Annotated in this window: 28 protein-coding genes and 2 tRNA genes; 22 read left to right on the top strand and 8 right to left on the bottom strand. The window is 40.3% G+C overall.

What is annotated here, in order from left to right; translation table 11 throughout:
- The first annotated feature begins 47 nt into the window (after nucleotides 1-47).
- The 7 genes from BA81_RS14180 to tsaD all read left to right on the top strand — a co-directional run bounded on the left by BA81_RS14180 (nucleotide 48) and on the right by tsaD (nucleotide 4,091).
- Nucleotides 48-124 (top strand) — tRNA-Met (locus tag BA81_RS14180).
- A gap of 4 nt (nucleotides 125-128) precedes the next feature.
- A tRNA-Asp gene (locus tag BA81_RS14175) sits at nucleotides 129-205 on the top strand.
- A 273-nt stretch (nucleotides 206-478) separates the two neighbouring features.
- Nucleotides 479-1,456 (top strand): thiamine-phosphate kinase, encoded by a 978-nt coding sequence (thiL, locus tag BA81_RS14170; protein WP_034283028.1) that lies wholly within the window; start codon nucleotides 479-481, stop codon nucleotides 1,454-1,456.
- Nucleotides 1,457-1,469: 13 nt separating this feature from the next.
- The gene (gene tsaE, locus BA81_RS14165) at nucleotides 1,470-1,946 is read left to right on the top strand and encodes a tRNA (adenosine(37)-N6)-threonylcarbamoyltransferase complex ATPase subunit type 1 TsaE (RefSeq protein ID WP_034283027.1); all 477 of its coding nucleotides are present in this window, start codon (nucleotides 1,470-1,472) and stop codon (nucleotides 1,944-1,946) included.
- On the top strand, nucleotides 1,927-2,616 hold the full coding sequence (tsaB, locus tag BA81_RS14160) for a tRNA (adenosine(37)-N6)-threonylcarbamoyltransferase complex dimerization subunit type 1 TsaB (RefSeq protein ID WP_034283026.1): 690 nt from the start codon (nucleotides 1,927-1,929) through the stop codon (nucleotides 2,614-2,616). Before tsaE ends, tsaB begins: the two co-directional genes overlap by 20 nt.
- Before the next feature lie 25 nt (nucleotides 2,617-2,641).
- Nucleotides 2,642-3,070 (top strand): ribosomal protein S18-alanine N-acetyltransferase, encoded by a 429-nt coding sequence (rimI, locus tag BA81_RS14155; RefSeq protein WP_034283048.1) that lies wholly within the window; start codon nucleotides 2,642-2,644, stop codon nucleotides 3,068-3,070.
- On the top strand, nucleotides 3,063-4,091 hold the full coding sequence (gene tsaD, locus BA81_RS14150) for a tRNA (adenosine(37)-N6)-threonylcarbamoyltransferase complex transferase subunit TsaD (RefSeq protein ID WP_034283023.1): 1,029 nt from the start codon (nucleotides 3,063-3,065) through the stop codon (nucleotides 4,089-4,091). The genes rimI and tsaD overlap by 8 nt, the downstream gene beginning before the upstream one ends.
- A 270-nt stretch (nucleotides 4,092-4,361) precedes the next feature.
- Here the strand turns inward: tsaD and BA81_RS14145 are convergent, their stop codons facing one another.
- Nucleotides 4,362-6,284, bottom strand: a complete 1,923-nt coding sequence (locus BA81_RS14145; RefSeq protein ID WP_034283021.1) for an ABC transporter ATP-binding protein — start codon at nucleotides 6,282-6,284, stop codon at nucleotides 4,362-4,364.
- A gap of 138 nt (nucleotides 6,285-6,422) precedes the next feature.
- Between BA81_RS14145 and moaC the strand changes: the two genes are divergently transcribed.
- Genes moaC through tatC form a run of 4 tightly spaced genes read left to right on the top strand, consistent with a single transcriptional unit; the run spans nucleotide 6,423 to nucleotide 8,555 of the window.
- On the top strand, nucleotides 6,423-6,914 hold the full coding sequence (gene moaC / locus BA81_RS14140; protein WP_024424463.1) for a cyclic pyranopterin monophosphate synthase MoaC: 492 nt from the start codon (nucleotides 6,423-6,425) through the stop codon (nucleotides 6,912-6,914).
- Nucleotides 6,915-6,929: 15 nt separating this feature from the next.
- The gene (locus BA81_RS14135) at nucleotides 6,930-7,583 is read left to right on the top strand and encodes a redox-sensing transcriptional repressor Rex (RefSeq protein WP_008355687.1); all 654 of its coding nucleotides are present in this window, start codon (nucleotides 6,930-6,932) and stop codon (nucleotides 7,581-7,583) included.
- 27 nt (nucleotides 7,584-7,610) lie between these two features.
- Nucleotides 7,611-7,790 carry a twin-arginine translocase TatA/TatE family subunit gene (locus tag BA81_RS14130; RefSeq protein ID WP_008355689.1) on the top strand — a complete coding sequence of 60 codons (180 nt, stop codon included), beginning with the start codon at nucleotides 7,611-7,613 and terminating at the stop codon, nucleotides 7,788-7,790.
- Between the two features lie 6 nt (nucleotides 7,791-7,796).
- A complete protein-coding gene (gene tatC / locus BA81_RS14125) occupies nucleotides 7,797-8,555 on the top strand; it encodes a twin-arginine translocase subunit TatC (protein ID WP_098676753.1) in 759 nt (252 codons plus the stop codon).
- A 38-nt stretch (nucleotides 8,556-8,593) separates the two neighbouring features.
- Here the strand turns inward: tatC and BA81_RS14120 are convergent, their stop codons facing one another.
- Genes BA81_RS14120 through BA81_RS14110 form a run of 3 tightly spaced genes read right to left on the bottom strand, consistent with a single transcriptional unit; the run spans nucleotide 8,594 to nucleotide 10,202 of the window.
- Nucleotides 8,594-9,220, bottom strand: a complete 627-nt coding sequence (locus BA81_RS14120; RefSeq protein WP_024426732.1) for an NUDIX hydrolase — start codon at nucleotides 9,218-9,220, stop codon at nucleotides 8,594-8,596.
- 56 nt (nucleotides 9,221-9,276) lie between these two features.
- Complete coding sequence (locus BA81_RS14115) at nucleotides 9,277-9,471, bottom strand: YdiK family protein (RefSeq protein ID WP_003213897.1); 195 nt, start codon at nucleotides 9,469-9,471, stop codon at nucleotides 9,277-9,279.
- Nucleotides 9,468-10,202, bottom strand: a complete 735-nt coding sequence (locus BA81_RS14110; protein ID WP_034283019.1) for a CPBP family intramembrane glutamic endopeptidase — start codon at nucleotides 10,200-10,202, stop codon at nucleotides 9,468-9,470. Before BA81_RS14110 ends, BA81_RS14115 begins: the two co-directional genes overlap by 4 nt.
- Nucleotides 10,203-10,430: 228 nt before the next feature.
- On the opposite strand from BA81_RS14110, the gene groES reads away from it, so the two are divergent.
- Both groES and groL read left to right on the top strand, forming a co-directional pair.
- On the top strand, nucleotides 10,431-10,715 hold the full coding sequence (gene groES, locus BA81_RS14105) for a co-chaperone GroES (protein WP_024426730.1): 285 nt from the start codon (nucleotides 10,431-10,433) through the stop codon (nucleotides 10,713-10,715).
- A 54-nt stretch (nucleotides 10,716-10,769) separates the two neighbouring features.
- On the top strand, nucleotides 10,770-12,404 hold the full coding sequence (groL, locus tag BA81_RS14100) for a chaperonin GroEL (protein ID WP_024424467.1): 1,635 nt from the start codon (nucleotides 10,770-10,772) through the stop codon (nucleotides 12,402-12,404).
- Nucleotides 12,405-12,493: 89 nt separating this feature from the next.
- On the opposite strand, the gene BA81_RS14095 is transcribed toward groL, so the two are convergent.
- From BA81_RS14095 to BA81_RS14080, 4 genes are all read right to left on the bottom strand, one after another.
- On the bottom strand, nucleotides 12,494-13,693 hold the full coding sequence (locus BA81_RS14095; protein WP_034283016.1) for a tyrosine-type recombinase/integrase: 1,200 nt from the start codon (nucleotides 13,691-13,693) through the stop codon (nucleotides 12,494-12,496).
- 4 nt (nucleotides 13,694-13,697) lie between these two features.
- Nucleotides 13,698-14,171, bottom strand: a complete 474-nt coding sequence (locus BA81_RS14090) for an ImmA/IrrE family metallo-endopeptidase (RefSeq protein ID WP_034283013.1) — start codon at nucleotides 14,169-14,171, stop codon at nucleotides 13,698-13,700.
- Nucleotides 14,172-14,681: 510 nt separating this feature from the next.
- The gene (locus BA81_RS14085; RefSeq protein WP_034283010.1) at nucleotides 14,682-15,245 is read right to left on the bottom strand and encodes a DUF4352 domain-containing protein; all 564 of its coding nucleotides are present in this window, start codon (nucleotides 15,243-15,245) and stop codon (nucleotides 14,682-14,684) included.
- Between the two features lie 315 nt (nucleotides 15,246-15,560).
- Nucleotides 15,561-15,935 (bottom strand): helix-turn-helix domain-containing protein, encoded by a 375-nt coding sequence (locus BA81_RS14080; protein WP_034283007.1) that lies wholly within the window; start codon nucleotides 15,933-15,935, stop codon nucleotides 15,561-15,563.
- A gap of 168 nt (nucleotides 15,936-16,103) precedes the next feature.
- Between BA81_RS14080 and BA81_RS14075 the strand changes: the two genes are divergently transcribed.
- The 9 genes from BA81_RS14075 to BA81_RS14035 all read left to right on the top strand — a co-directional run bounded on the left by BA81_RS14075 (nucleotide 16,104) and on the right by BA81_RS14035 (nucleotide 20,726).
- Nucleotides 16,104-16,346: a helix-turn-helix transcriptional regulator gene (locus tag BA81_RS14075; protein ID WP_034283004.1), complete on the top strand. Its 243-nt coding sequence runs from the start codon at nucleotides 16,104-16,106 to the stop codon at nucleotides 16,344-16,346.
- A 12-nt stretch (nucleotides 16,347-16,358) separates the two neighbouring features.
- The gene (locus BA81_RS14070) at nucleotides 16,359-16,673 is read left to right on the top strand and encodes a hypothetical protein (RefSeq protein ID WP_034283001.1); all 315 of its coding nucleotides are present in this window, start codon (nucleotides 16,359-16,361) and stop codon (nucleotides 16,671-16,673) included.
- Nucleotides 16,670-17,416, top strand: coding sequence for a Rha family transcriptional regulator (locus BA81_RS14065; RefSeq protein WP_034283000.1), 747 nt, complete (start codon nucleotides 16,670-16,672; stop codon nucleotides 17,414-17,416). The genes BA81_RS14070 and BA81_RS14065 overlap by 4 nt, the downstream gene beginning before the upstream one ends.
- A gap of 58 nt (nucleotides 17,417-17,474) precedes the next feature.
- A complete protein-coding gene (locus tag BA81_RS14060; RefSeq protein WP_034282997.1) occupies nucleotides 17,475-18,041 on the top strand; it encodes a helix-turn-helix domain-containing protein in 567 nt (188 codons plus the stop codon).
- Nucleotides 18,038-18,316 carry a YqaH family protein gene (locus BA81_RS14055; protein WP_034282995.1) on the top strand — a complete coding sequence of 93 codons (279 nt, stop codon included), beginning with the start codon at nucleotides 18,038-18,040 and terminating at the stop codon, nucleotides 18,314-18,316. Before BA81_RS14060 ends, BA81_RS14055 begins: the two co-directional genes overlap by 4 nt.
- Before the next feature lie 206 nt (nucleotides 18,317-18,522).
- Nucleotides 18,523-18,762, top strand: coding sequence for a hypothetical protein (locus BA81_RS14050; protein WP_034282993.1), 240 nt, complete (start codon nucleotides 18,523-18,525; stop codon nucleotides 18,760-18,762).
- Entirely contained in the window at nucleotides 18,755-18,934 is a 180-nt protein-coding gene (locus tag BA81_RS14045) for a hypothetical protein (protein ID WP_034282992.1), read from the top strand. The genes BA81_RS14050 and BA81_RS14045 overlap by 8 nt, the downstream gene beginning before the upstream one ends.
- 2 nt (nucleotides 18,935-18,936) lie before the next feature.
- A complete protein-coding gene (locus tag BA81_RS14040) occupies nucleotides 18,937-19,887 on the top strand; it encodes a YqaJ viral recombinase family nuclease (protein ID WP_034282990.1) in 951 nt (316 codons plus the stop codon).
- On the top strand, nucleotides 19,887-20,726 hold the full coding sequence (locus BA81_RS14035) for a recombinase RecT (protein WP_034282988.1): 840 nt from the start codon (nucleotides 19,887-19,889) through the stop codon (nucleotides 20,724-20,726). Before BA81_RS14040 ends, BA81_RS14035 begins: the two co-directional genes overlap by 1 nt.
- Nucleotides 20,727-20,842 lie beyond the last annotated feature (116 nt).

The following is a 20,842-nucleotide window of genomic DNA, read 5'->3' as shown; positions in this document are numbered from 1 at the left end:
CCCCCTGTGAGAGTAGGACGCCGCCAAGCTTGTTATCTTTATATCATCGCGGGGTGGAGCAGTTCGGTAGCTCGTCGGGCTCATAACCCGAAGGTCGCAGGTTCAAATCCTGCCCCCGCAACCAAAATGGTCCGGTAGTTCAGTTGGTTAGAATGCCTGCCTGTCACGCAGGAGGTCGCGGGTTCGAGTCCCGTCCGGACCGCCATTTTTATGACTTGTAAACGAAAACGTATAGTTTCGTTTTTTTTTATGTCTTTTTCTTTCTACAAGTGCCCAAGTTGCAATGAAATGATTTGTGTTTGGCTACACTATAAGAAAGAATAGATAGATTACCTCAACTCAGCCTGGTTTTTTCACACCAGGCTTTCTTTATATCATTTTTAGTTGGAACTGAGACTTATATTCGCTACACTAATACTAACTGTGTTTGACCTCATGTCTACTTAACCAATTGATTGCAAGAAGGGGCTGTCTTTTTATGGATGAATTTGATCTTATTCGCCGAATCACACCAAAAGATACATATCAGCGCTCTTTGATCATGGGCATCGGTGATGATGCAAGTGTTTATCAACCTCATTCACATTGTGAAGAGGTCGTTTGTGTTGATACAATGGTGGAGCATGTTCATTTTCGTTTTGACTTTTCCACACCATTTGAAGTTGGCTTTAAGGCAGTGGCAGTCAATGTCAGTGATATCGCTGCAATGGGAGGGACCCCAAAGTATTATCTTGTTTCAATTGCGATCCCGCCTCATGGTGATGAGACAATCGTCACGGAACTTTACGAGGGAATGAAAGCGTTGGCTGACTCTTATCATATGGATTTAATTGGTGGAGATACAGTGGCCACCCGCAGTGACTTTGTTATTACCGTGACGGTGATTGGTGAGGTTTCAAAGGGAAAAGCTTGTTATCGTCACAGTGCTCAGACTGGAGACGTTGTCTTTGTCACAGGTGAACTCGGTTCATCAGCTGCTGGGTTATCAATCTTAATGAACAAAGCAGCCCCTTCTAAGGCGGTCGATGCTGATTTTTTTCTTAAGCGTCATAAAATGCCTCAGCCTCATATTGCTGCTGGACACATTTGTTCAAGTTTCCCGCGGGTCACCTTGAATGATGTAAGTGATGGATTAGCGAGTGAGTTGAATGAGATAGCCGAAGCGAGCTGTGTGATGATCGAGATAGAAGCTGATAAGCTTCCAATTCATCCAGATTTACAGGTGCTGCGCAAAGACTGGCTTGAATGGGTGTTATTTGGGGGAGAAGACTTTGTTTTAACTGGTACGATACCAGAATCTAATTGGGAAAGCTTTGAATCGCAATGTCAAAAAGAAGGCATTCAGGTCACACGTATTGGACAAGTCAAAGATGATCAAGCAGCCAGTGTTATGTTAAAAGACAATGATCAACAAACAATGTTAATGAAAAAAGGATATAATCATTTTAAGAAATGAGGTGACATCAACGGTGAAATTAACATGGACGACAAAAGGTGCGGATGAGACGAAACGAATTGCCGCTGCTTTGGCCAAACTTGTGATGCCAGGCGATGTATTGACATTAGAAGGAGATTTAGGTGCAGGCAAAACCACTTTTTCAAAAGGTTTTGCGGAAGGCTTAGGAATTACCCGTATCGTCAACAGCCCCACCTTTACAATTATTAAAGAATATACTGATGGCAGACTGCCACTTTATCATATGGACGTGTATCGCATGGAAGATGCAGATGAAGAGATCGGACTCGAAGAATATTTTGAGGGTGAAGGTATATGCTTGGTTGAATGGGCACATCTTATTGAGCCTCAATTGCCTTCTTCCTATTTAAAAATAGAAATGCTGAGAACAGAACGTGAAGAAGAACGGCATCTCACGTTTGATGCAAAAGGGGAGCGTTATGAGACCCTTTGTAAGGAGATGAAAGAATTTGACCATACTGGCCATTGATACATCAAACCATACACTAGGAATTGCTCTTGTAAGAGATTTCACTGTGATTGGCGAGAGCATTACGTATTTAAAAAAGAACCATTCCGTCCGAGCGATGCCTACTGTTGAAGCATTGATGAAAGAATGTGGTGTATCACCAAGCGAACTAAGCAAAATCGTTGTAGCAAAAGGACCTGGTTCTTACACTGGCGTCAGAATCGGTGTTACCATCGCAAAAACACTTGCGTGGACCCTGTCTATCCCGATATCAGCTGTTTCGAGTTTAGAAACACTTGCGGCAAATGGCCAATATTTTGATGGATATATCTCACCTCTATTTGATGCGAGAAGAGGCCAAGTTTATACCGGACTATATATGTTTGAAAAGGGTAAGATCAAAGAGGTAGAACCAGATCAAAATATCCTGCTCACGGATTGGCTTCATGAAATGAAGCAGACAGGAAAGCCTGTTCTATTTCTTGGACAAGATGTGCATCTTCATGAAGAGAGCATTCGCTCCATTTTAGGAGAAACGGCTGTACTGGCAGAGGGGACATTTCATAACCCAAGACCAGCAGTGCTTGCATTTTTAGGCGCAGATCGTCCTGCTGAAGATGTCCATCAGCTTGTTCCTAACTATATTCGTTTGGCAGAAGCGGAAGTGAAATGGCTTGAAGGACAAAAATAATCTTAACCTAGCAGAGATTCGACAAATGACAGTAGCAGACATTCCAGAGGTGTATACGATTGAAGTGCATTCGTTTACAGCACCCTGGAAAAAGGAATCGTTTGTGTATGAGATTCTCCATAACCAATACAGCCATTATTTCCTCATTGAAGAAGATAAGAAGCCTGTTGGGTATTGCGGGGTCTGGATTGTCATGGACGATGCACAAATTACGAACATTGCGATTCTCCCTGAGCATAGAGGAAAAGGCTACGGGGAAGCATTGCTTCGACATGTCATGGAATTTTGCAAAGAAAAAAAGACAGATCATCTTTCTTTAGAGGTGCGGGTTTCGAATACACCAGCACAATCCCTCTATGAAAAGCTCGGTTTCAGACCAGCTTCAATTCGAAAGAATTATTATACGGATAATGGAGAAGATGCATTAGTCATGTGGGTGAATATAAATGAGTGAACAAACAGATCGATTCATATTAGGTATAGAAACAAGCTGCGATGAAACAGCTGCGTCCATTGTCAAAAATGGAAAGGAAATCGTGGCAAATGTGGTGGCCTCGCAAATAGACAGTCATAAACGATTTGGCGGTGTTGTACCCGAAATTGCTTCAAGGCATCACGTGGAGCAAATCACCATCGTATTAGAAGAAGTGATGGCACAGGCGGGTATGAGCTTTAAGGATTTAGATGCGATTGCTGTCACAGAAGGACCTGGCCTCGTCGGTGCTCTGCTGATTGGTGTCAATGCAGCAAAGGCACTGAGCTTTGCCCATCAAATTCCTTTTGTAGGTGTTCATCATATTGCAGGGCATATTTATGCAAACCAGCTTGTTGATGAATTGGAGTTTCCGTGTTTAGCTCTTGTTGTCTCTGGCGGACATACTGAGCTTGTTTTAATGAAGGAGCACGGATCTTTTGAGGTCATCGGAGAAACATTAGATGATGCAGCTGGAGAAGCGTACGATAAAGTGGCCCGGACGATGGGTCTCCCGTATCCAGGCGGACCTCACATTGATCGGTTAGCGCATGAAGGGGAGCCGACAATTAAGCTTCCTCGTGCATGGCTTGAAGAAGGGTCCTATCACTTTAGCTTCAGTGGTTTAAAATCAGCTGTGATCAACACCTTACACAATGCGTCACAAAAGGGTGAAACGATTGCCCCAGAGAATTTGGCCGCAAGTTTTCAAGCAAGCGTCATTGAGGTGCTTGTTGGGAAAACATTGAAAGCAGCAGAAGCCTATGGTGTGAAGCAAGTTGTTCTAGCTGGAGGAGTCGCTGCCAATAAAGGACTAAGAGAAGCTTTAACCTCAGCATTTACGAAGCTGCCAGACGTGAAGGTCATTATTCCGCCATTATCTCTTTGTACAGACAATGCAGCCATGATCGCTGCTGCTGGAACCGTTGCATTTGAAAAAGGAATCAGAGGCGATATGACGATGAATGGCCAGCCAGGGTTATCACTAGTCTCATATGAATGAAAACTCCTGTGGATTACAGGGGTTTTTTATTTTTCGATGAAAGCGATTTATTCACATGTAAACGTTATATATCCACAATTGTTAGAAAATTTTGTTTTAAAATGAAGAGGGTGTGTATAAATATGATCTTTTTTGTGGATATGTGATTAAAACTCTGTGGATAAAGTGGATAAGTCCAAAGTATTTAAGAATAATCAAGAAGTTATTGTGGGTATCATTGTGGATAATAAATTTTCATTGAAAGAAAAAAGAGTACCCTTAGGGCACTCTTTAAGCTTCTGACAGCTCTTCCCACTCCGCAAAAAGTGATTCCAGCTCTTGATTGAGCGTATCATTTTCTGTTTGAATGTCTTGGACCTTCTCGTGATCTTGAAAAATTTCAGGATCACATAGAAGCTTTTCATTTTCACTGAGCTTTTCTTCAATGACAGCAATGCGTTCTTCAATTTCTTCGATTCTGCGCTGCTTTTGTCTTTCTTTCTTTTTCAGCTCTTTTTCTTCCGCATAAGAAAGCTTTGCCTTTTCTGCTTGCTGTGCAGCTTGTATTTTAAGCGGTTCATTTTCTTGAAGTGCCTCCAGCTCTAGTTGTTCATTTTTCTTTTCAAGATAGTAATCATAATCACCGAGATATTCTCTTGTTTCTGTAGGCGAAAGCTCAAATACTTTCGTGGCGAGACGATTGATAAAATAACGATCATGCGAGACAAATAAGATGGTTCCTGGATAATCAATTAGTGCATTCTCTAAAATTTCCTTACTATCTAAGTCCAGATGGTTTGTAGGCTCATCGAGAATAAGAAAGTTGGCTTTTTGGAGCATCAGCTTTGCTAGTGCAAGGCGTGCTTTTTCTCCACCGCTTAATGCATGGACAGGCTTTAAAACGTCATCACCGGAAAATAGGAAGTTTCCTAAACATGTCCGAATTTCTTTTTCATTCATATGAGGATAATCATCCCAAAGCTCATTGAGCACTTTTTTCGAGGATGTCAGTTTGGCTTGCTCTTGGTCATAGTAGCCGATCGTGACATGAGATCCAAAAGTGATCTCGCCTTTTACTGGTGTTAATGTGTTTGTTAACGTTTTTAAAAGGGTTGATTTCCCGATCCCGTTAGGACCAATGAGTGCCACACTATCCTCTCGTTTAATCTGAAAAGAAAGAGAGGATAGGAGCGGTGTTTTTTCATCATAACGAATATCGAGATCATGCACCTTAAGCACATCATTGCCGCTTTGTCTCGTAATATCAAAATGAAAGTTTGCGGATTTTTCGTCTCCTAAAGGCTTATCTAAACGATCCATCCGTTCGAGCTGCTTGCGTCTGCTTTGAGCGCGCTTTGTGGTCGAGGCTCTTGCCAGGTTGCGATCCACGAAATCCTGAAGCTTTGAGATCTCTTCTTGCTGCTTTTCGTAGAGTTTCATATCACGCTCTAGCTGCTCTGCTTTCAGCTCAAGATACTTACTATAGTTTCCTGCAAACTTTTTCATCGAAGTTCTTGAGACTTCATAGACGTGGTTTACGACTTTGTCTAAGAAATAGCGGTCATGGGACACGATGAGAATGGCACCTGTATAATTTTGCAAATACTGCTCCAGCCATGATAAGGTATCAATATCTAAATGGTTGGTCGGCTCATCCAGAATTAAGAGTTCTGGTTTCATTAATAAGAGCTTTCCAAGCGCTAGACGGGTTTTCTGGCCGCCGCTTAAGGATTGGACGGTTGTCTCATCTTCGAAATGACTAAAGCCGAGTCCATGAAGAATGGAGCGGACATCTGCTTCATATTGATAGCCGCCTTGATCTTTAAATTCCTGCTGCAGCCTGTCATAGGTTTTCATAAGGGCATCCAGCTCAGAACCTGTGGAAGAAGCCATTTTCTCCTCAATGGTTCTCATTTCTTGTTCCATCTCTTTTAAATGATCAAAAACCGATAATAATTCGTCTTTTAACGTACGTGTAGACGTTACATCGGTATGCTGTGCTAAATAGCCGATCGATAGGTCTTTTGGTTTGATGATCTCACCTTGCTCGTAAGACATTTGACCGGCAATGATTTTTAAAAGCGTGGATTTGCCTGCGCCGTTACGACCTACAATGGCAATGCGATCCCTTGCTTTGACTTCCAATTTTATATTCGTTAAAACGGTATCAGCGCCAAACGATTTGGACAGCTGATTCACTTGTAGAATCATCATGTAACTTCACCTCTGCTATAATATGTTAAGTGTAGCTTATCAGCAGTAAACCGGCAAATGTTACATACAATCGCCATATTCAAATGAAAGACAGATAGGAAAAAATAGTGTATCATTTGAGTGAGGGAGCGTTGAAAGATGAGTCAATTTAGCCACTTTAACGAACAGGGAAGAGCAAAGATGGTCGACATTAGTGACAAATCGTCTACAGTGAGAACCGCCGTTGCTGTTTCAAGTGTTCGTATGATAAAAGAAGTGTTTCATAAAATAGAGCAACGTGAAATTGGAAAAGGAGATGTGCTGTCTGTTGCACAGGTTGCTGGCATCATGGCAGCAAAGCAAACATCTACCATCATTCCAATGTGTCATCCGCTTGCACTAAAAGGTGTGGATATCTCCTTTCATTGGGAGGAAGACGGAAATGCGCACATCCTGAACATACAAGTACAGGTAAAAACAAAAGGAAGTACGGGTGTGGAGATGGAAGCGCTCACTTCTGCTTCAGTATGTGCACTGACCGTTTACGACATGTGCAAAGCGATTGATAAAGGCATGATCATCGGTCCTACCTATCTAATTGAAAAGACAGGCGGGAAAAACGGTGATTTTCACAGAGCATCTGATATTTAAGTTGGAGGACCTTATATGAATATAGATCAGTCAAAAATTCCACAAGCGACAGCCAAACGTTTGCCGCTATACTACCGTTTTTTAAAAAATCTGCATGCATCAGGAAAACAAAGGGTGTCATCGGCAGAGCTTAGTGATGCAGTCAAAGTGGATTCTGCCACCATTCGCCGAGATTTTTCGTACTTTGGTGCACTTGGGAAGAAAGGGTATGGCTATAATGTCGATTATCTCTTGACCTTCTTCAGAAAGACCCTTGACCAAGATGAAATGACCAATGTCATGCTCATCGGTGTCGGGAATTTAGGGACTGCTTTTTTACACTATAATTTCATAAAAAATAATAATACAAAAATTTCAATGGCTTTTGACGTCAATGAGAGTAAAATAGGAAGTGAGATAGGCGGCGTGCCTGTCTATGATTTGGATAAGCTTGAAGAGCATGTTCAAGAGGTAGGAGATATCCCTGTTGCGATTTTGACAGTACCTGCCGTAGCAGCTCAATCCATTACAGATCGTTTGATTGCCCTTGGCATCAAAGGAATCCTTAACTTTACGCCGGCTCGATTGAATGTGCCGGAACACATTCGAATTCATCATATAGATTTGGCGGTTGAACTTCAGTCTCTTGTGTATTTCTTAAAGCATTACTCTGTTACGCAGGAGGACTGACGAAAAGGGGTAAAGGGGGTGGAGCAAATGGGTCCGATCGGTCCTGGGAGTTTGATTCTGATTGCGATTGTAGCGCTCATTATTTTTGGGCCGAAAAAGCTTCCTGAATTAGGAAGAGCAGCAGGAGATACACTACGTGAATTCAAAAATGCCACAAAAGGCTTAGCTGATGATCAGGAAGAAAAAAAGAAAAAAGAAGATCAGTAGAATAGGATGAGCTTCATGAATGTCAAAGATATGCCGCTTATGGAGCATATTGTGGAACTGCGAAAACGTTTAGTGATCATTGCGATGTTTTTTGTCGCCTTTATGGTGGCTGGTTTTTTTCTCGCGAAGCCGGTCATTGTGTATTTACAAAATACCGATGAAGCGGCAACACTCACGCTGAACGCATTTAAGCTTACAGATCCACTGTACGTGTTTATGCAGTTCGCATTTGTCATTGCTTTGGTTTTGACGTGTCCCGTTATTTTATATCAGCTGTGGGCGTTTGTGAGTCCTGGCTTATATGAAAAAGAAAGAAAGGTGACACTTGCTTACATTCCGATTGCACTGCTTTTATTTTTGAGCGGTGTGGCTTTCTCTTATTTTATTTTGTTTCCGTTTGTCGTCGACTTTATGATGCGAATGTCGAATGATTTAAATGTAGAGCAAGTCATTGGGATTCATGAGTATTTTACATTTCTGATGCAGTTAACACTTCCATTTGGCTTTTTGTTTCAGATGCCCGTCGTGTTGATGTTTCTCACAAGACTTGGTATCATCACACCGATGTTTTTATCAAAAATACGGAAGTATGCCTATTTTGTCCTCCTTGTCATTGCCGCACTTATTACACCGCCAGAGCTTGTTTCTCACCTCATGGTCACCTTGCCAATGCTCGTTTTATATGAAGTGAGCATTATCATTTCGAGAGTGACCTACCGCAAAATGCAGCAAACAGAGGAGAAAGAAAAACATTATGTTTCATAAAAAAGCATCATGATCCAATGAGGATCACGATGCTTTTTCTATTGTATAAGAAATTGATTGATCGCGTGAAAGAGGTGCTCATAATAGGCGGGCACATGCGGGACAAAATCATGAACACCCACTTCGATGCTTTCCTCACGTCGTTCTTCGTTTGCATCAACTTGAAAGCCCTCGATTCGAATTCTTTCACATGTCCCTGTTAACAGCTGCTGCGCATCAAGCAGCTTTGCTCTGTACAGACCAGCGACTTCTTCTTTCTGTAGATGAACTTCCATGTGCTCAACTTGATTCATATAAAGGTACACATGGCAGAACTCACGATCGATGAACGAAGGCATATGGATTTCATCCTGTATGACACCTGCAAAGGTGAGGTTCTCAAAAGGGATGGAAAGACCAAGTTCTTCTTCTACCTCTCTTAAGCCACCAGAAGGCTGTTCATCTGCGAGAAGATGGCCCGCTGCGGTGATATCAAACAGAGAAGGAAAATCCTTTTTTGCGGGACTTCTTAACTGAAAATAGAGATACATGGTGTTATGCTCTTTTTTAAGAAGCCAGAAATGAAATGTTTCATGCCAATGGCCTTGGGCGTGGACAACTGAACGAGCGGCAGCTCCAATTGTTTCATGCTGATCATTGAATATACGAAGTTTTTCATGTTCCATGAAGATACATCCTCCATAAAAAAACCATTTTCCAACAGTGGAAAATGGTTTTTAATTTATTTTTGCTGCTGTTTTTTGAGTTTGACAGAGAAGGCAAACATTTTAAGCGCGATATTGATATTATAGGCCGCAAACACCATCAGCAAAATACTGTAAAATGACCACATGTCACCTGGGTTTTGAATGGCCATATAGGTGAAAGCCACACCTACGGCAAAATAAATGATGCCCCATACGACTGGGTTTCTCATGAGAAAAAGCCTCCAATAATCATTTGCATGGTTTGAGATTGTTCTTCAATCATTTTTTTCACTGGCTCAATCTGCACAAGAACGACAAGTGAATTCATCAGCATGTGAGCGCCGATTGGAACAATGATTCGTTTTGTTTTCGCATATAAAAAGGCAAAGGTAAAGCCCATTGCGGTATAGAGCAAGATATGGGGAAAATCATAGTGTACAGCAGCGAAAACCACTGAACTGGCAAGTGCTCCAATGAAGAAATTCGTTTTTTCATAAATCACACCAAAGATGATTTTACGGAAAATGATTTCCTCTAAGATTGGACCAATCAGGGCGATGACAATGACAAGCCAAGGAACGGCATCCATAATGGATAAAATGGTTTGCGTATTTTCTGACTCACGGCCAATGCCGAATCCATATTGTTCAATCGCCCCCGCAATCGATTGTGCAAAGAGAGAAAGAAAGAAACCGCCAATGATCCATGCGATAGCAGAACCGATTGAAACTGGCGCTTCATTTCGCAGTGAAGCTTTTGGGACGGTTCGAAGGATGAGCAGAATAATGATCAATCCGATACAAAAACTGATGATTGTCCACGTTCCTGATAATTTTGAAAGCTCTGTTTGAGTCATCGGTGATTGAATGAATCCCAGCCATTTCATAATGAGCACATAAGGAAACGCAGAAACCTGCACCAATATATACGTTAAGATGATGTACCAATATTGTTTTTTCAAGTAACGAAAACCCCTTTACTAAAAGAACTAGATTTATTGTAACACAAGTCTCCTTTTTCGATGAAAAGGAAAGAATCTGAGATCAAAAAAGATCGTGAAAGCGTAAAAATTTTTAAAGGTTTTTACTTGAAATTGCAGAAGACATTCTTTATTATAATAAATGTGTTAGCACTCTCTGGTGATGAGTGCTAAAAAAGACTACATATAAAATTGAGGAGGTTGTTTCTTATGTTAAAGCCATTAGGCGATCGCGTAATCATTGAACTCGTTGAATCTGAGGAAAAAACCGCTAGCGGTATTGTTTTACCGGATTCTGCTAAAGAAAAACCGCAAGAAGGTAAAATTGTTGCAGCAGGTTCAGGGCGTGTACTTGAAAGTGGTGAGCGCGTTGCGTTAGAAGTAAGCACAGGCGACCGCATTATCTTCTCAAAATATGCAGGCACTGAAGTGAAATATGAAGGCAAAGAATATTTAATCCTTCGTGAGAGCGACATTTTAGCCGTTATTGGCTAATCACATAAAAAAATTGAGATAAATTTTTAAAAAGACTGAGGAGGTTTCGTTATTATGGCAAAAGATATTAAGTTCAGTGAAGAAGCACGTCGCGCGATGTTACGCGGTGTAGATGCACTTGCAGATGCTGTAAAAGTAACTTTAGGACCTAAAGGACGTAACGTGGTTCTTGAGAAAAAATTCGGTTCTCCACTTATCACAAATGATGGTGTAACGATTGCAAAAGAAATCGAATTAGAAGATGCATTTGAAAACATGGGTGCAAAACTTGTGGCTGAAGTTGCAAGCAAAACAAACGACGTAGCTGGTGACGGTACTACGACTGCAACAGTTCTAGCTCAAGCGATGATCCGTGAAGGTCTGAAAAACGTAACAGCTGGTGCAAACCCTGTTGGCGTGCGTAAAGGGATCGAAGAAGCAGTGAAAGTAGCACTTGAAGGCTTGCACGAGATTTCTAAACCAATCGAAGGCAAAGAATCAATTGCTCAAGTTGCGGCTATTTCTGCAGCAGATGAAGAAGTCGGCAGCCTAATCGCAGAAGCTATGGAACGTGTAGGTAACGACGGAGTTATCACAATTGAAGAATCTAAAGGATTCACAACTGAGCTTGAAGTGGTTGAAGGTATGCAATTTGACCGCGGATATGCTTCACCATACATGGTGACGGATTCTGATAAGATGGAAGCGGTTCTTGAAAATCCTTACATCTTAATTACGGATAAAAAGATCACAAACATTCAAGAAATCCTTCCTGTACTTGAGCAAGTTGTACAACAAGGAAAACCATTATTGCTCATTGCTGAAGATGTAGAAGGCGAAGCACTTGCAACTCTTGTTGTGAACAAACTTCGTGGTACATTCAACGCAGTGGCAGTAAAAGCACCTGGATTCGGTGATCGTCGTAAAGCAATGCTTGAAGACATCTCTGTTCTAACTGGCGGAGAATTAATCACAGAAGACCTAGGACTTGACCTGAAATCAACTGAAATCGGTCAGCTTGGCCGCGCGTCTAAAGTTGTTGTGACAAAAGAAAACACAACAATCGTAGAGGGCTCAGGAGATTCTGCTCAAATTGCAGCACGTGTGAACCAAATCCGTGCTCAAGTAGAAGAAACAACTTCTGAATTCGATAAAGAAAAATTACAAGAACGTCTTGCAAAACTAGCTGGCGGCGTCGCTGTCATCAAAGTTGGTGCTGCTACTGAAACAGAACTAAAAGAGCGTAAACTACGCATCGAGGATGCACTGAACTCAACTCGCGCAGCAGTTGAAGAAGGTATCGTATCCGGTGGTGGTACAGCACTTGTGAATGTATACAACAAAGTCGCTTCAATCGAAGCTGATGGTGACGTTCAAACAGGTGTGAACATCGTTCTACGTTCTCTTGAAGAGCCAATTCGTCAAATCGCTCACAACGCAGGTCTTGAAGGATCTGTTATCGTTGAGCGCTTGAAAAACGAAGAAATTGGCGTAGGCTTCAACGCAGCAACAAACGAATGGGTAAACATGATCGAAAAAGGAATCGTTGACCCAACAAAAGTAACTCGCTCTGCACTTCAAAACGCAGCTTCTGTAGCAGCAATGCTTCTAACAACTGAAGCAGTCGTTGCTGACAAACCAGAAGAAGGCGGCTCAGGCGGCGGAATGCCAGATATGGGCGGCATGGGTGGAATGGGCGGAATGATGTAATCAAACGGCGGAAATCCTTGATATACCAAGGGTTTGACCGTTGATTTCATCTGAAATGCTCAAAAAAATAACATTTTGATAACATTTCTTTATGAAATCCCGATATTGAGGATGTTTCCGAAAGTCTTCTGGACTTTTTGCGAAGCATCCTCTTTCATTTTTTCAGTAACGTGTGTGTAAATTCTCATTGTAGTTTTCATATCATCATGACCAACTCTTTTCATGATCGTTGTAATGTCTACCCGGGCTTCGGTCAACATGCTGATATGTGTGTGTCTGAAAATATGAGGTGTTGCATGCTTCTTAATAGATGTTTTCTCGAGTAACCTTTCCATACGCACTATGATATTTTTAGGCAGGAATGGATATCCATTTTCTCTCGCAAAAACAAAATTTCCATCATGGTATTCCTCTGGCTTTATGCGTGACTGAAGCCTTCTTTTTTTCTGCCGCATTTGATATTCCTTTAGCATGTCCATGATCTGACCTTCTACTTCGATTGTACGGACTGAGCCGGCTGTTTTAGGTGGTACCAACTCATACTCTTTCATGTTGTTAGTTTCTGAGTATATGGTTTTGGTTATACGAATTTCCTTGGTTTCAAAATTGATATCGGTCCATTTTAAGGCACATAATTCACCTGAACGCATTCCGGAAAAAGCGAGTAAATAAAATCTTTCAAGATCCATATCTAATCCAAATTCTTTCACAGTCAAAAGGAATTCTTCAAGTTCCTCTTTTTCAAAATACTTTTCTTCAATCGGGTTATTTTCGATATCTTCTACAGTTAAACGTTTTTTGGGAACGACAGCGCCTTCAGTTGGGCTATGTTTCAATAACTTTTGTTGTATGGCATATTTAAAAATCAGCCCTGCTGTAGTATGGACCCCACTTATTGTATTCCGAGCATAACCTTGTTCCGTTAGATCATTTAATATTTTTTGGTACTTTCTTGTTGTGATCTTTGCAATGTTTGTTTTGGCAATAAATCGGTTGAGAATCTTAATTTCTTTTGTTCTAATCCTAATGGTGCCTTTCTTGTTGCCAGTGGTAAGGGTATAATCACGAATCCAATCAGCAGCCAGCTTTTCAAAAGTCATCTTTTTTACAACAGTTTCATCAATTCCGTCTTCTTCTAATGCTGCTATAGCTTTCAGAACTCTTTGTTCTGCTTCTTTTTTTGTTTTCCCTCGTCTGGGTATTTGTTTACGTTTACCGGTAACGGGATCAGGTGGGCCATCTCCAACAGCGAGCCATTTTTTACCCTTGACTAACTCTTTGAAATGCATCGTTTTACCTCCTAGACAGTTTGTTAAAGTAAATTTTAAGTCTATGCTTAGCAAATTCACAAGTAACTTTAAAAATTTCAGCTACAAGAAGTGCGGCTTTGTTTTGGTCAGCTGGCAAACTTAAATTTTTTAACATAAAACTTGGCACGCAAAAGTGATATGCAAAATACGTTGCTTGTCTTTCATTGTATTCGTTCCAGGTGTTAGGCATAATTTTGAAATCGTTCTCATGTCTGAGTATGTGGCACAGTTCGTGAGCGAAGTCCAACCATTGATCATGCCTTTTCTTTCTACTATCTAAAACAATTACGTATTTACTAAGTGCGCGGAAACCAAAGCTTTTCTGTGGGCTGAACTTAATGTTTATCCCCAAAGCAGCGGCAATTTGTTCAAAATTAATTTGATGAGAGTGTTCAATGTTAATACTTTTGTAGAGATCTTCAATCCATTCTTCTAAATGACTTTTGACATACCCCATGATGCTTTGATCCCCTCCAAAATATCTATAGTTTCACTTCGGGAAAAATATGGTCTTTCATGTAATTATAGGAGAAGGTTGTCATATTTTGTACTGGAAATAACGACCAATTTTCAGCAAATTTCGACATTTTATAGAACGTGTGTTCTGTTTTTATTTCTAAAAAATAGCCCGATGTTTCAGGGCTTTATTCAGCTTTTTTCCATTCAATGTCTTTAAAAAAGAATATAGCTGTGAAACTTATGATGATAATGAGAAGAACAATGTTTTCTCTTATGTCTGGTCTGTAAAGAGATTGATGATAAATCCAGAAGACCGCACCAATGATCAAAAAGAAAAACTGCAAAAGGAAACCATACATTCCATCATTCTCCCGTTCTGAATGTAATTACTTACATGGAACCATTATTTGTATTCCTAGTGTATATTTTAATGATATTTCATCTTCAGGACAAAATCAATATAAGGAATGTATGTTCTAGTTTTAACTTTAAAAAGAAGCCCGAAGGCTTACTTAGATAATTTAATTGTACCGGTTTGAGTTCCAAAAACGCCAGTCTGTACTTCTAGTTTCAAGTCATTTGCTTCCGCTACTTTTGCTGGGACATCAAAAACAACTTTACCTTTCATTTCAACATCTGGATTTAAATCTTGCATTAAAAAGCTGTTATCAATAGATCCATCTTCTTTTTGATTAGCAGATATACTTGCAGTTGAATCAGCTTCGTATGTCTTTTCCCCGCGTTTCAGCTTGAAGAACGAGGCATCAACCATGATCTTTTCATTTCCTGTATTTTTTAAATCAGCTTCAATGATAAGGTATTTACCATTCGCAGTTTCTGGGGCAATTGAAGGACCCACTTTTTCAGAAGTTGATTTTGATTTAATGTTGTAGACCATATCACCAACTTTAACATTGGTGTTCATTTTAGCATCCTTATTTTTCTTTTTGTCTTCTTTTTTAGTTTCTTTAGATGATTCACTGCTGTTAGCAGAAGAAGTGTCTTCTGATCCACATGCTGCAAGTGCAAATGTTAATCCCAATGCTAGAAACAATACAAGTAATTTTTTCAAAACAAATTCCCCTTTTAAACATAATTTTTATATAAACGATCAATCTCTCTATCTACAGATCGGTATATACTCTATTCAATATTTCAACAAATATCGAAAAATTTTACATCCTTACGCAAGACTTATACTGTAAAAATTACAGCAGAACCCTCAGTTGAGAAAAAATGATTGTAGACTCTACTGTAATTTTTACAGTTGAATGGTCGTTCAATTGTAGGTATTACTGTAATTTTTACAGCAGAACCTTCAGCATTAATTAAACTAAACTAAACTAAACTAAACATAATAATAAATATCATAATAATCATTTTTGAATTATTTGTTGCGGTCTTTATTTTTTTTTAATTCTTCAAGAATGTACTCCAAAACATATTCCTGCATCTCAGGTGTAATTTTTCCATCAGAAGCAGCGATGAATGTCTCTGGACTGTCTAATACTTTAAGTGCCTGATCCATCAAGTCACCCTTATGAGGATTTAAAGAAGAGTTCAGCTCTTTTCCTGTAAGCAAATAGTCAGTTGTTACTTCAAAAAATTCCGCTATCTTAATTAATGTTTCGTAGTCAGGATTTCTAAAACCACGTTCATAATTGGATAGATTTTGATGTGGAATTTTTAATTTATCGGCAAGAGCTTTTTGTGTAAGTTTTTTAGCTTCTCTCAAAGCTCTTATTCGTGCTCCCAGAGCCATTTTTATTCCTCCAAGATATTCATACTTTCTACAAATTGTACAACATTCTTCGTTATGAGTAAAAAAAATAAACGAAAAGTATAATTTTGTGTTGACATATACGAAACGAAGAATTAATATAAGTTTAACAGCAAGTTCTTCAATTCGTATATAAGGAGGTGCATCTACATGAAAGTAAATGAAAAGTTACGCAGTATTCGTAAATCAAAGGGAATTACTCAAAAATTCGTAGCTCAAGAACTTAATGTCCCTATAGCTACTTACAACTCATATGAACTAGGAAGACGAAAAATTCATGTTGAATTGTTAAAAGATATTGCCAGTGTATTAGACGAACCAATCCAAAATTTTTTTGTAAACAAAATATACGAATCGAAGAATTTGAAAGGTCAAAAAACAAACACCGCATAGGAGGTGAAGACAATGTTCACGATGCAGTATGACGAAAAATTCATTGATGCTGTTGCCAACAAGATTGCCGATCGTGCAACAGAAATTCTGACTGAAAGACTATCATCGCTCAACGAGCTTCCAAAAATCCTCACAAGAGACGAAGCAATGAAGGTTTTACGCTGCGGTCCAACAAAAATGGCTGAATTAATGGCTAGACCTGATTTCCCTGTGAATCATGAGTTCGGGAAAAAGATTCCTACTGCCATGTTATTTAAATGGATTGAGAACAACACAAGATGGGTTGAGGACAACACCAAGTATTTCAAGAAAGGAGTTACAGCATGAGCGAACTCGTTTTCGTTGAAGGAAATCAAGTTGTTACAGACAGCCTGACGATCTCAAAGGTTTTTGATAAAAGACATGACTTTGTTTTACGAGACATTGAGGTTCAAATCGAAAAGTTGAAACAAGCTGGTGAAACAGATTTTTCACTCCTCAACTTTGAGGAGTCAACTTACGAGAATGAACGAAAGCGAAAATACCGCAAATACAACTTAACAGAAGATGCTTTTGCTTTGGTTGCTATGTCATATACAACGCCAGCAGCAATGAAAATGAAAATAAAATTCATCAATGAATTTAAGAAAATGAAAAACTACATCCAAGAAATGAATGCACCATCTTACATGATTGAAGATCCAGTCAGCCGTGCAAAGCGATGGATCGCCGAACAAGAAGAGAAACAGCAGTTACAACGAACACTGCAAATTCAAGAACCGCTTGTCAACTTTGCTGAAAGCTGTATGGCCTCAGAAAAATCATTATTAGTTCGTGAGGTTGCAAAGCTGGCATCAAAGCAAGGCATCATCATAGGCGAAAGAAAACTATTTCAAAAACTGCGAGATTGGAAAATGATTTTCAGCCAAAAGAACGAGCCTTATCAAGAGTATGTAAACCGTGGTTACTTCGAAATTGCCCAAGGTGTCCGAGAAGTAAACGGGTCATCGAAAGCATGGCTCACAATGAAGATCACGCCAAAGGGACAAGCTTACATCATCAACCGCTTGAAAAAACAACAGGCCAGCTGAGCCTGTCCCTTCATTAATATTTTAGCACCACAAAAAGTATAAAGCAGGAGGCGAACATATGGCGAACAGCCCTTATAACGTAGCGAACCTATGCAAGATGATGCATAAGAAGCGTCTTGAGATAGGAATTTCACAAATAGCAATGGGAAAACTTTTAGGGAGGAATCAGAAATATGTCTCAAACATTGAAAATGGCCTTGCCCCTATTTCCCCTGAAATTTGTATCCGTTGGTTTGAGATATGCGGTGCCTATGAACATATTGACCTTGTTCATTTCATTTTCAAGCTTCACCCAATGGCAGCCGCGCCAATTGATCCCGCCTTAAATGATAGTGCTCATAAAGCCCTTATCAATCTAGTGCAAGAAATGAAAGATGCACAAAAGGCTATCAGTGATCTAGCCGAATGGTTGAACAATACTAGACCTGGGAAACATGCTGAGCTTCCAATGCAGGCGATAAAACAGATTTATGATCTAACGCAGGCAAACAAAACGCTCATGTACTCAATGTCGAGAGAGTTTGGTTTGAAGATACAAGACCTAACTGAGAAATGGTCTAAAAAGGCCATTGTCGCAGAGGTAGCAATGCACAAAAGACAGGATAGGGAGGCCGTACTAGCATGATTGAGAAACAGTTTTTGAAAGAAGACTTATCGAAAGCAAAAGACAAAATTGATTCCATAAACCAGCTTTTACACCTTGCTCACCAAGCACTAAAAGATGGTGATTATGAGGAACTAGCAAGTCTAGCTGGAAGCGTTGAAATCATTAGTGAGGATCTAATGAGGATGGGAAACAAGGGTCTTTTAATTAATAAAGCCAAGGAAATCCAACAGAAATATGGTGTGCGTCTTGAGCTTGTCAAACGCAATGAAAGGACTGAAACCATTGAATATTGAGCATCCGATGGTAACGCAGATTAATAGCTTTGGTTATCCGAAAGACTACTGGAAGGACGAAGCGGAGCGCAATGGATATGAAGATGAAGAAGATGAAGACAAATAAAAAAACCCGCTTGGCATAGCGAGTTTTAAGGTGTATTGCTTCTGATTAGGTACAGACAGTATACCAAATCTTTCACAAAAATTCAATGGAGGTATACACAATGATGAAATTATCAATTAAACGAAATGAGCTAGAAATAAACCTAGAAGCGGATGGGCTAACCAGTGATGAGCTGAAAGGATTAGTAGGACACATCACACATTTTGTTAAAGGTGTTAATCCTACAGTAAAAGACATTGTAGAAAGACCACGAAACGATCTTCGTAGTGTGATGAGAGAAACCAAAGGTACACCTGTTGTTCAAAGCTTCTCAGAAAAAGAAGGTGATTCAAATGAGTAAATACCAAATCAGTTTTGATCACCGCCGTGAAGCGCAAGAACGTTTAGAGCAAGCGGGCGGTTGGATCGACTACAAAAAAGGACAACCCGTGTTCAACTTTCCAAACGCAGCAGCCAAACAAAAATATATCCAGTTAGGGCAGGCGGCATATCGCCAAAAGGTAGGTATGTAGCCATGCAAGCGAAGGTCCTTTCATCTACAGCTGAAATGTCCCGTGAGGAATGGCTTCTCTCTCGTCAGAAGGGCATAGGTGGTTCTGATGCTGCTGTCGTGCTTGGCTTGAGTAAATGGAAAACGCCGTTTGAATTATGGCTTGAAAAGACAGGGCAAGTCTTGCTGGATGATGAGCAGAGCGACGCAGCTTATTTTGGAACCATTCTTGAAGACATTGTGGCGAAAGAATTTGAGATTAGGAGCGGCAAAAAGGTTCGTAAAAAAAACGCCATTTTACAGCATCCTGAACACTCTATGATTCTAGCAAACATTGACCGCATGATCGTTGGTGAAAAAGCTATTCTCGAATGCAAGACAACATCCGCCTATAACGCAAAGGAATGGATAGATGATGAGATTCCCGCCAGTTACATTGTTCAGGTTCAATATTATCTAGGGATTTTAGGCCCCGAATACAAAAAAGGTTACTTCGCTGTACTGATTGGCGGTAATCGGTTTGTGTGGAAAGAAGTTGAGCGTGATGAAGAACTAATTAACATGATCTTCTCATCTGTCGTGAATTTTTGGAATGACCATGTGCTAAAAGGTGTTGCTCCAGCATTAGACGGATCAAGCGCAGCCGAAGAGTTCTTGAAGAAGAAATATGCTGAATCAGATAGTACCAAAATTATTGATCTCACAAGCGCAAATAAAGACCGCATCCAACACTATTTAAGGCTTAAAGCAGACATTGCCGCACTTCAAGAGCAAGCCAAAGAGCTTGAGAATCAGATCAAGCAAGAATTGAAAGACGCTGAAACGGGGTTTGTCGGGAAGTATCAAGCAACTTGGAAGCCAGTTGTTTCTAACAGAGTAGACACAAACAAACTGAAAGAGCATTTCCCCGATGTTTATCAAAAAGTCATAAAAGAAACGAAGTCAAGGCGCTTCGGAATCAAGGAGGTCGAATGATGGCTACAAATCAGTCATTAAAAAACAACATTCAGAAACGGCAAAGTAACGGGGCGGCACCAGCTGCTCAAGGAACATCACTCAAATCACTACTTTCTTCACCAACAGTCATGAACCGCTTTGAAGAGGTTTTAGGGAAGCGAGCGCCACAGTTTACAGCGTCAATTTTAGGTCTATATAGCAGCGAGAAGATGCTTCAAAAAGCGGAGCCGATGAGCGTTATTTCATCTGCAATGGTAGCGGCTACGCTTGATCTGCCAGTAGATAAGAACTTGGGTTATGCCTGGATTGTTCCCTACGGTGGAAAAGCACAATTTCAACTAGGCTACAAAGGTTATATCCAGCTGGCTTTAAGAACCGGACAATACAAATTTATCAACTGTATACCTATTCGTGAGGGGGAGCTTCAAAAATGGAACCCTTTGACGGAAGAAATTGATATAGATTTTGAAAAGCGCGAATCAGAATCAGTCATTGGATATGCCGCATATTTTGAGCTGCTAAACGGTTTTAGAAAAACAACATATTGGACTAAAGCAGACGTTGAGAAGCATAAAAAACGTTTCAGCAAGTCCGATTTTGGGTGGAAAAATGATTGGGATGCTATGGCACTCAAAACGGTATTAAAAGCAATCTTGAGCAAATGGGGCATCTTGTCGGTTGAAATGCAGTCAGCCCTGAAAGAAGACGGAGAAGAACAGCGTGAGCGCATCGACATTACGGATGAAATGCCGGAAACGGAAATTATTGATGCTGATGAAAAGCCAAGCGCAAAAGATGCCGATCCTTTTGACGGCGAAGCGGTTGATATAAAAGATGACGACCTCCCGTTCAATTAGAGTGCCTATTCCCTTCTGTTATGTATGGATGACAGAAGGGGCACCTAATAGGTCTGAGTTGTTCCGAAACTATGTCGAGGGTTACATCAAAAGAACTGAACCAAATTTACAGCTTG

This window comes from Bacillus safensis FO-36b, from assembly GCF_000691165.1.
Lineage (GTDB): Bacteria > Bacillota > Bacilli > Bacillales > Bacillaceae > Bacillus > Bacillus safensis.
Note: the sequence above shows the minus strand (reverse complement) of the source record. Positions and strands in the feature narration are given on the sequence as shown.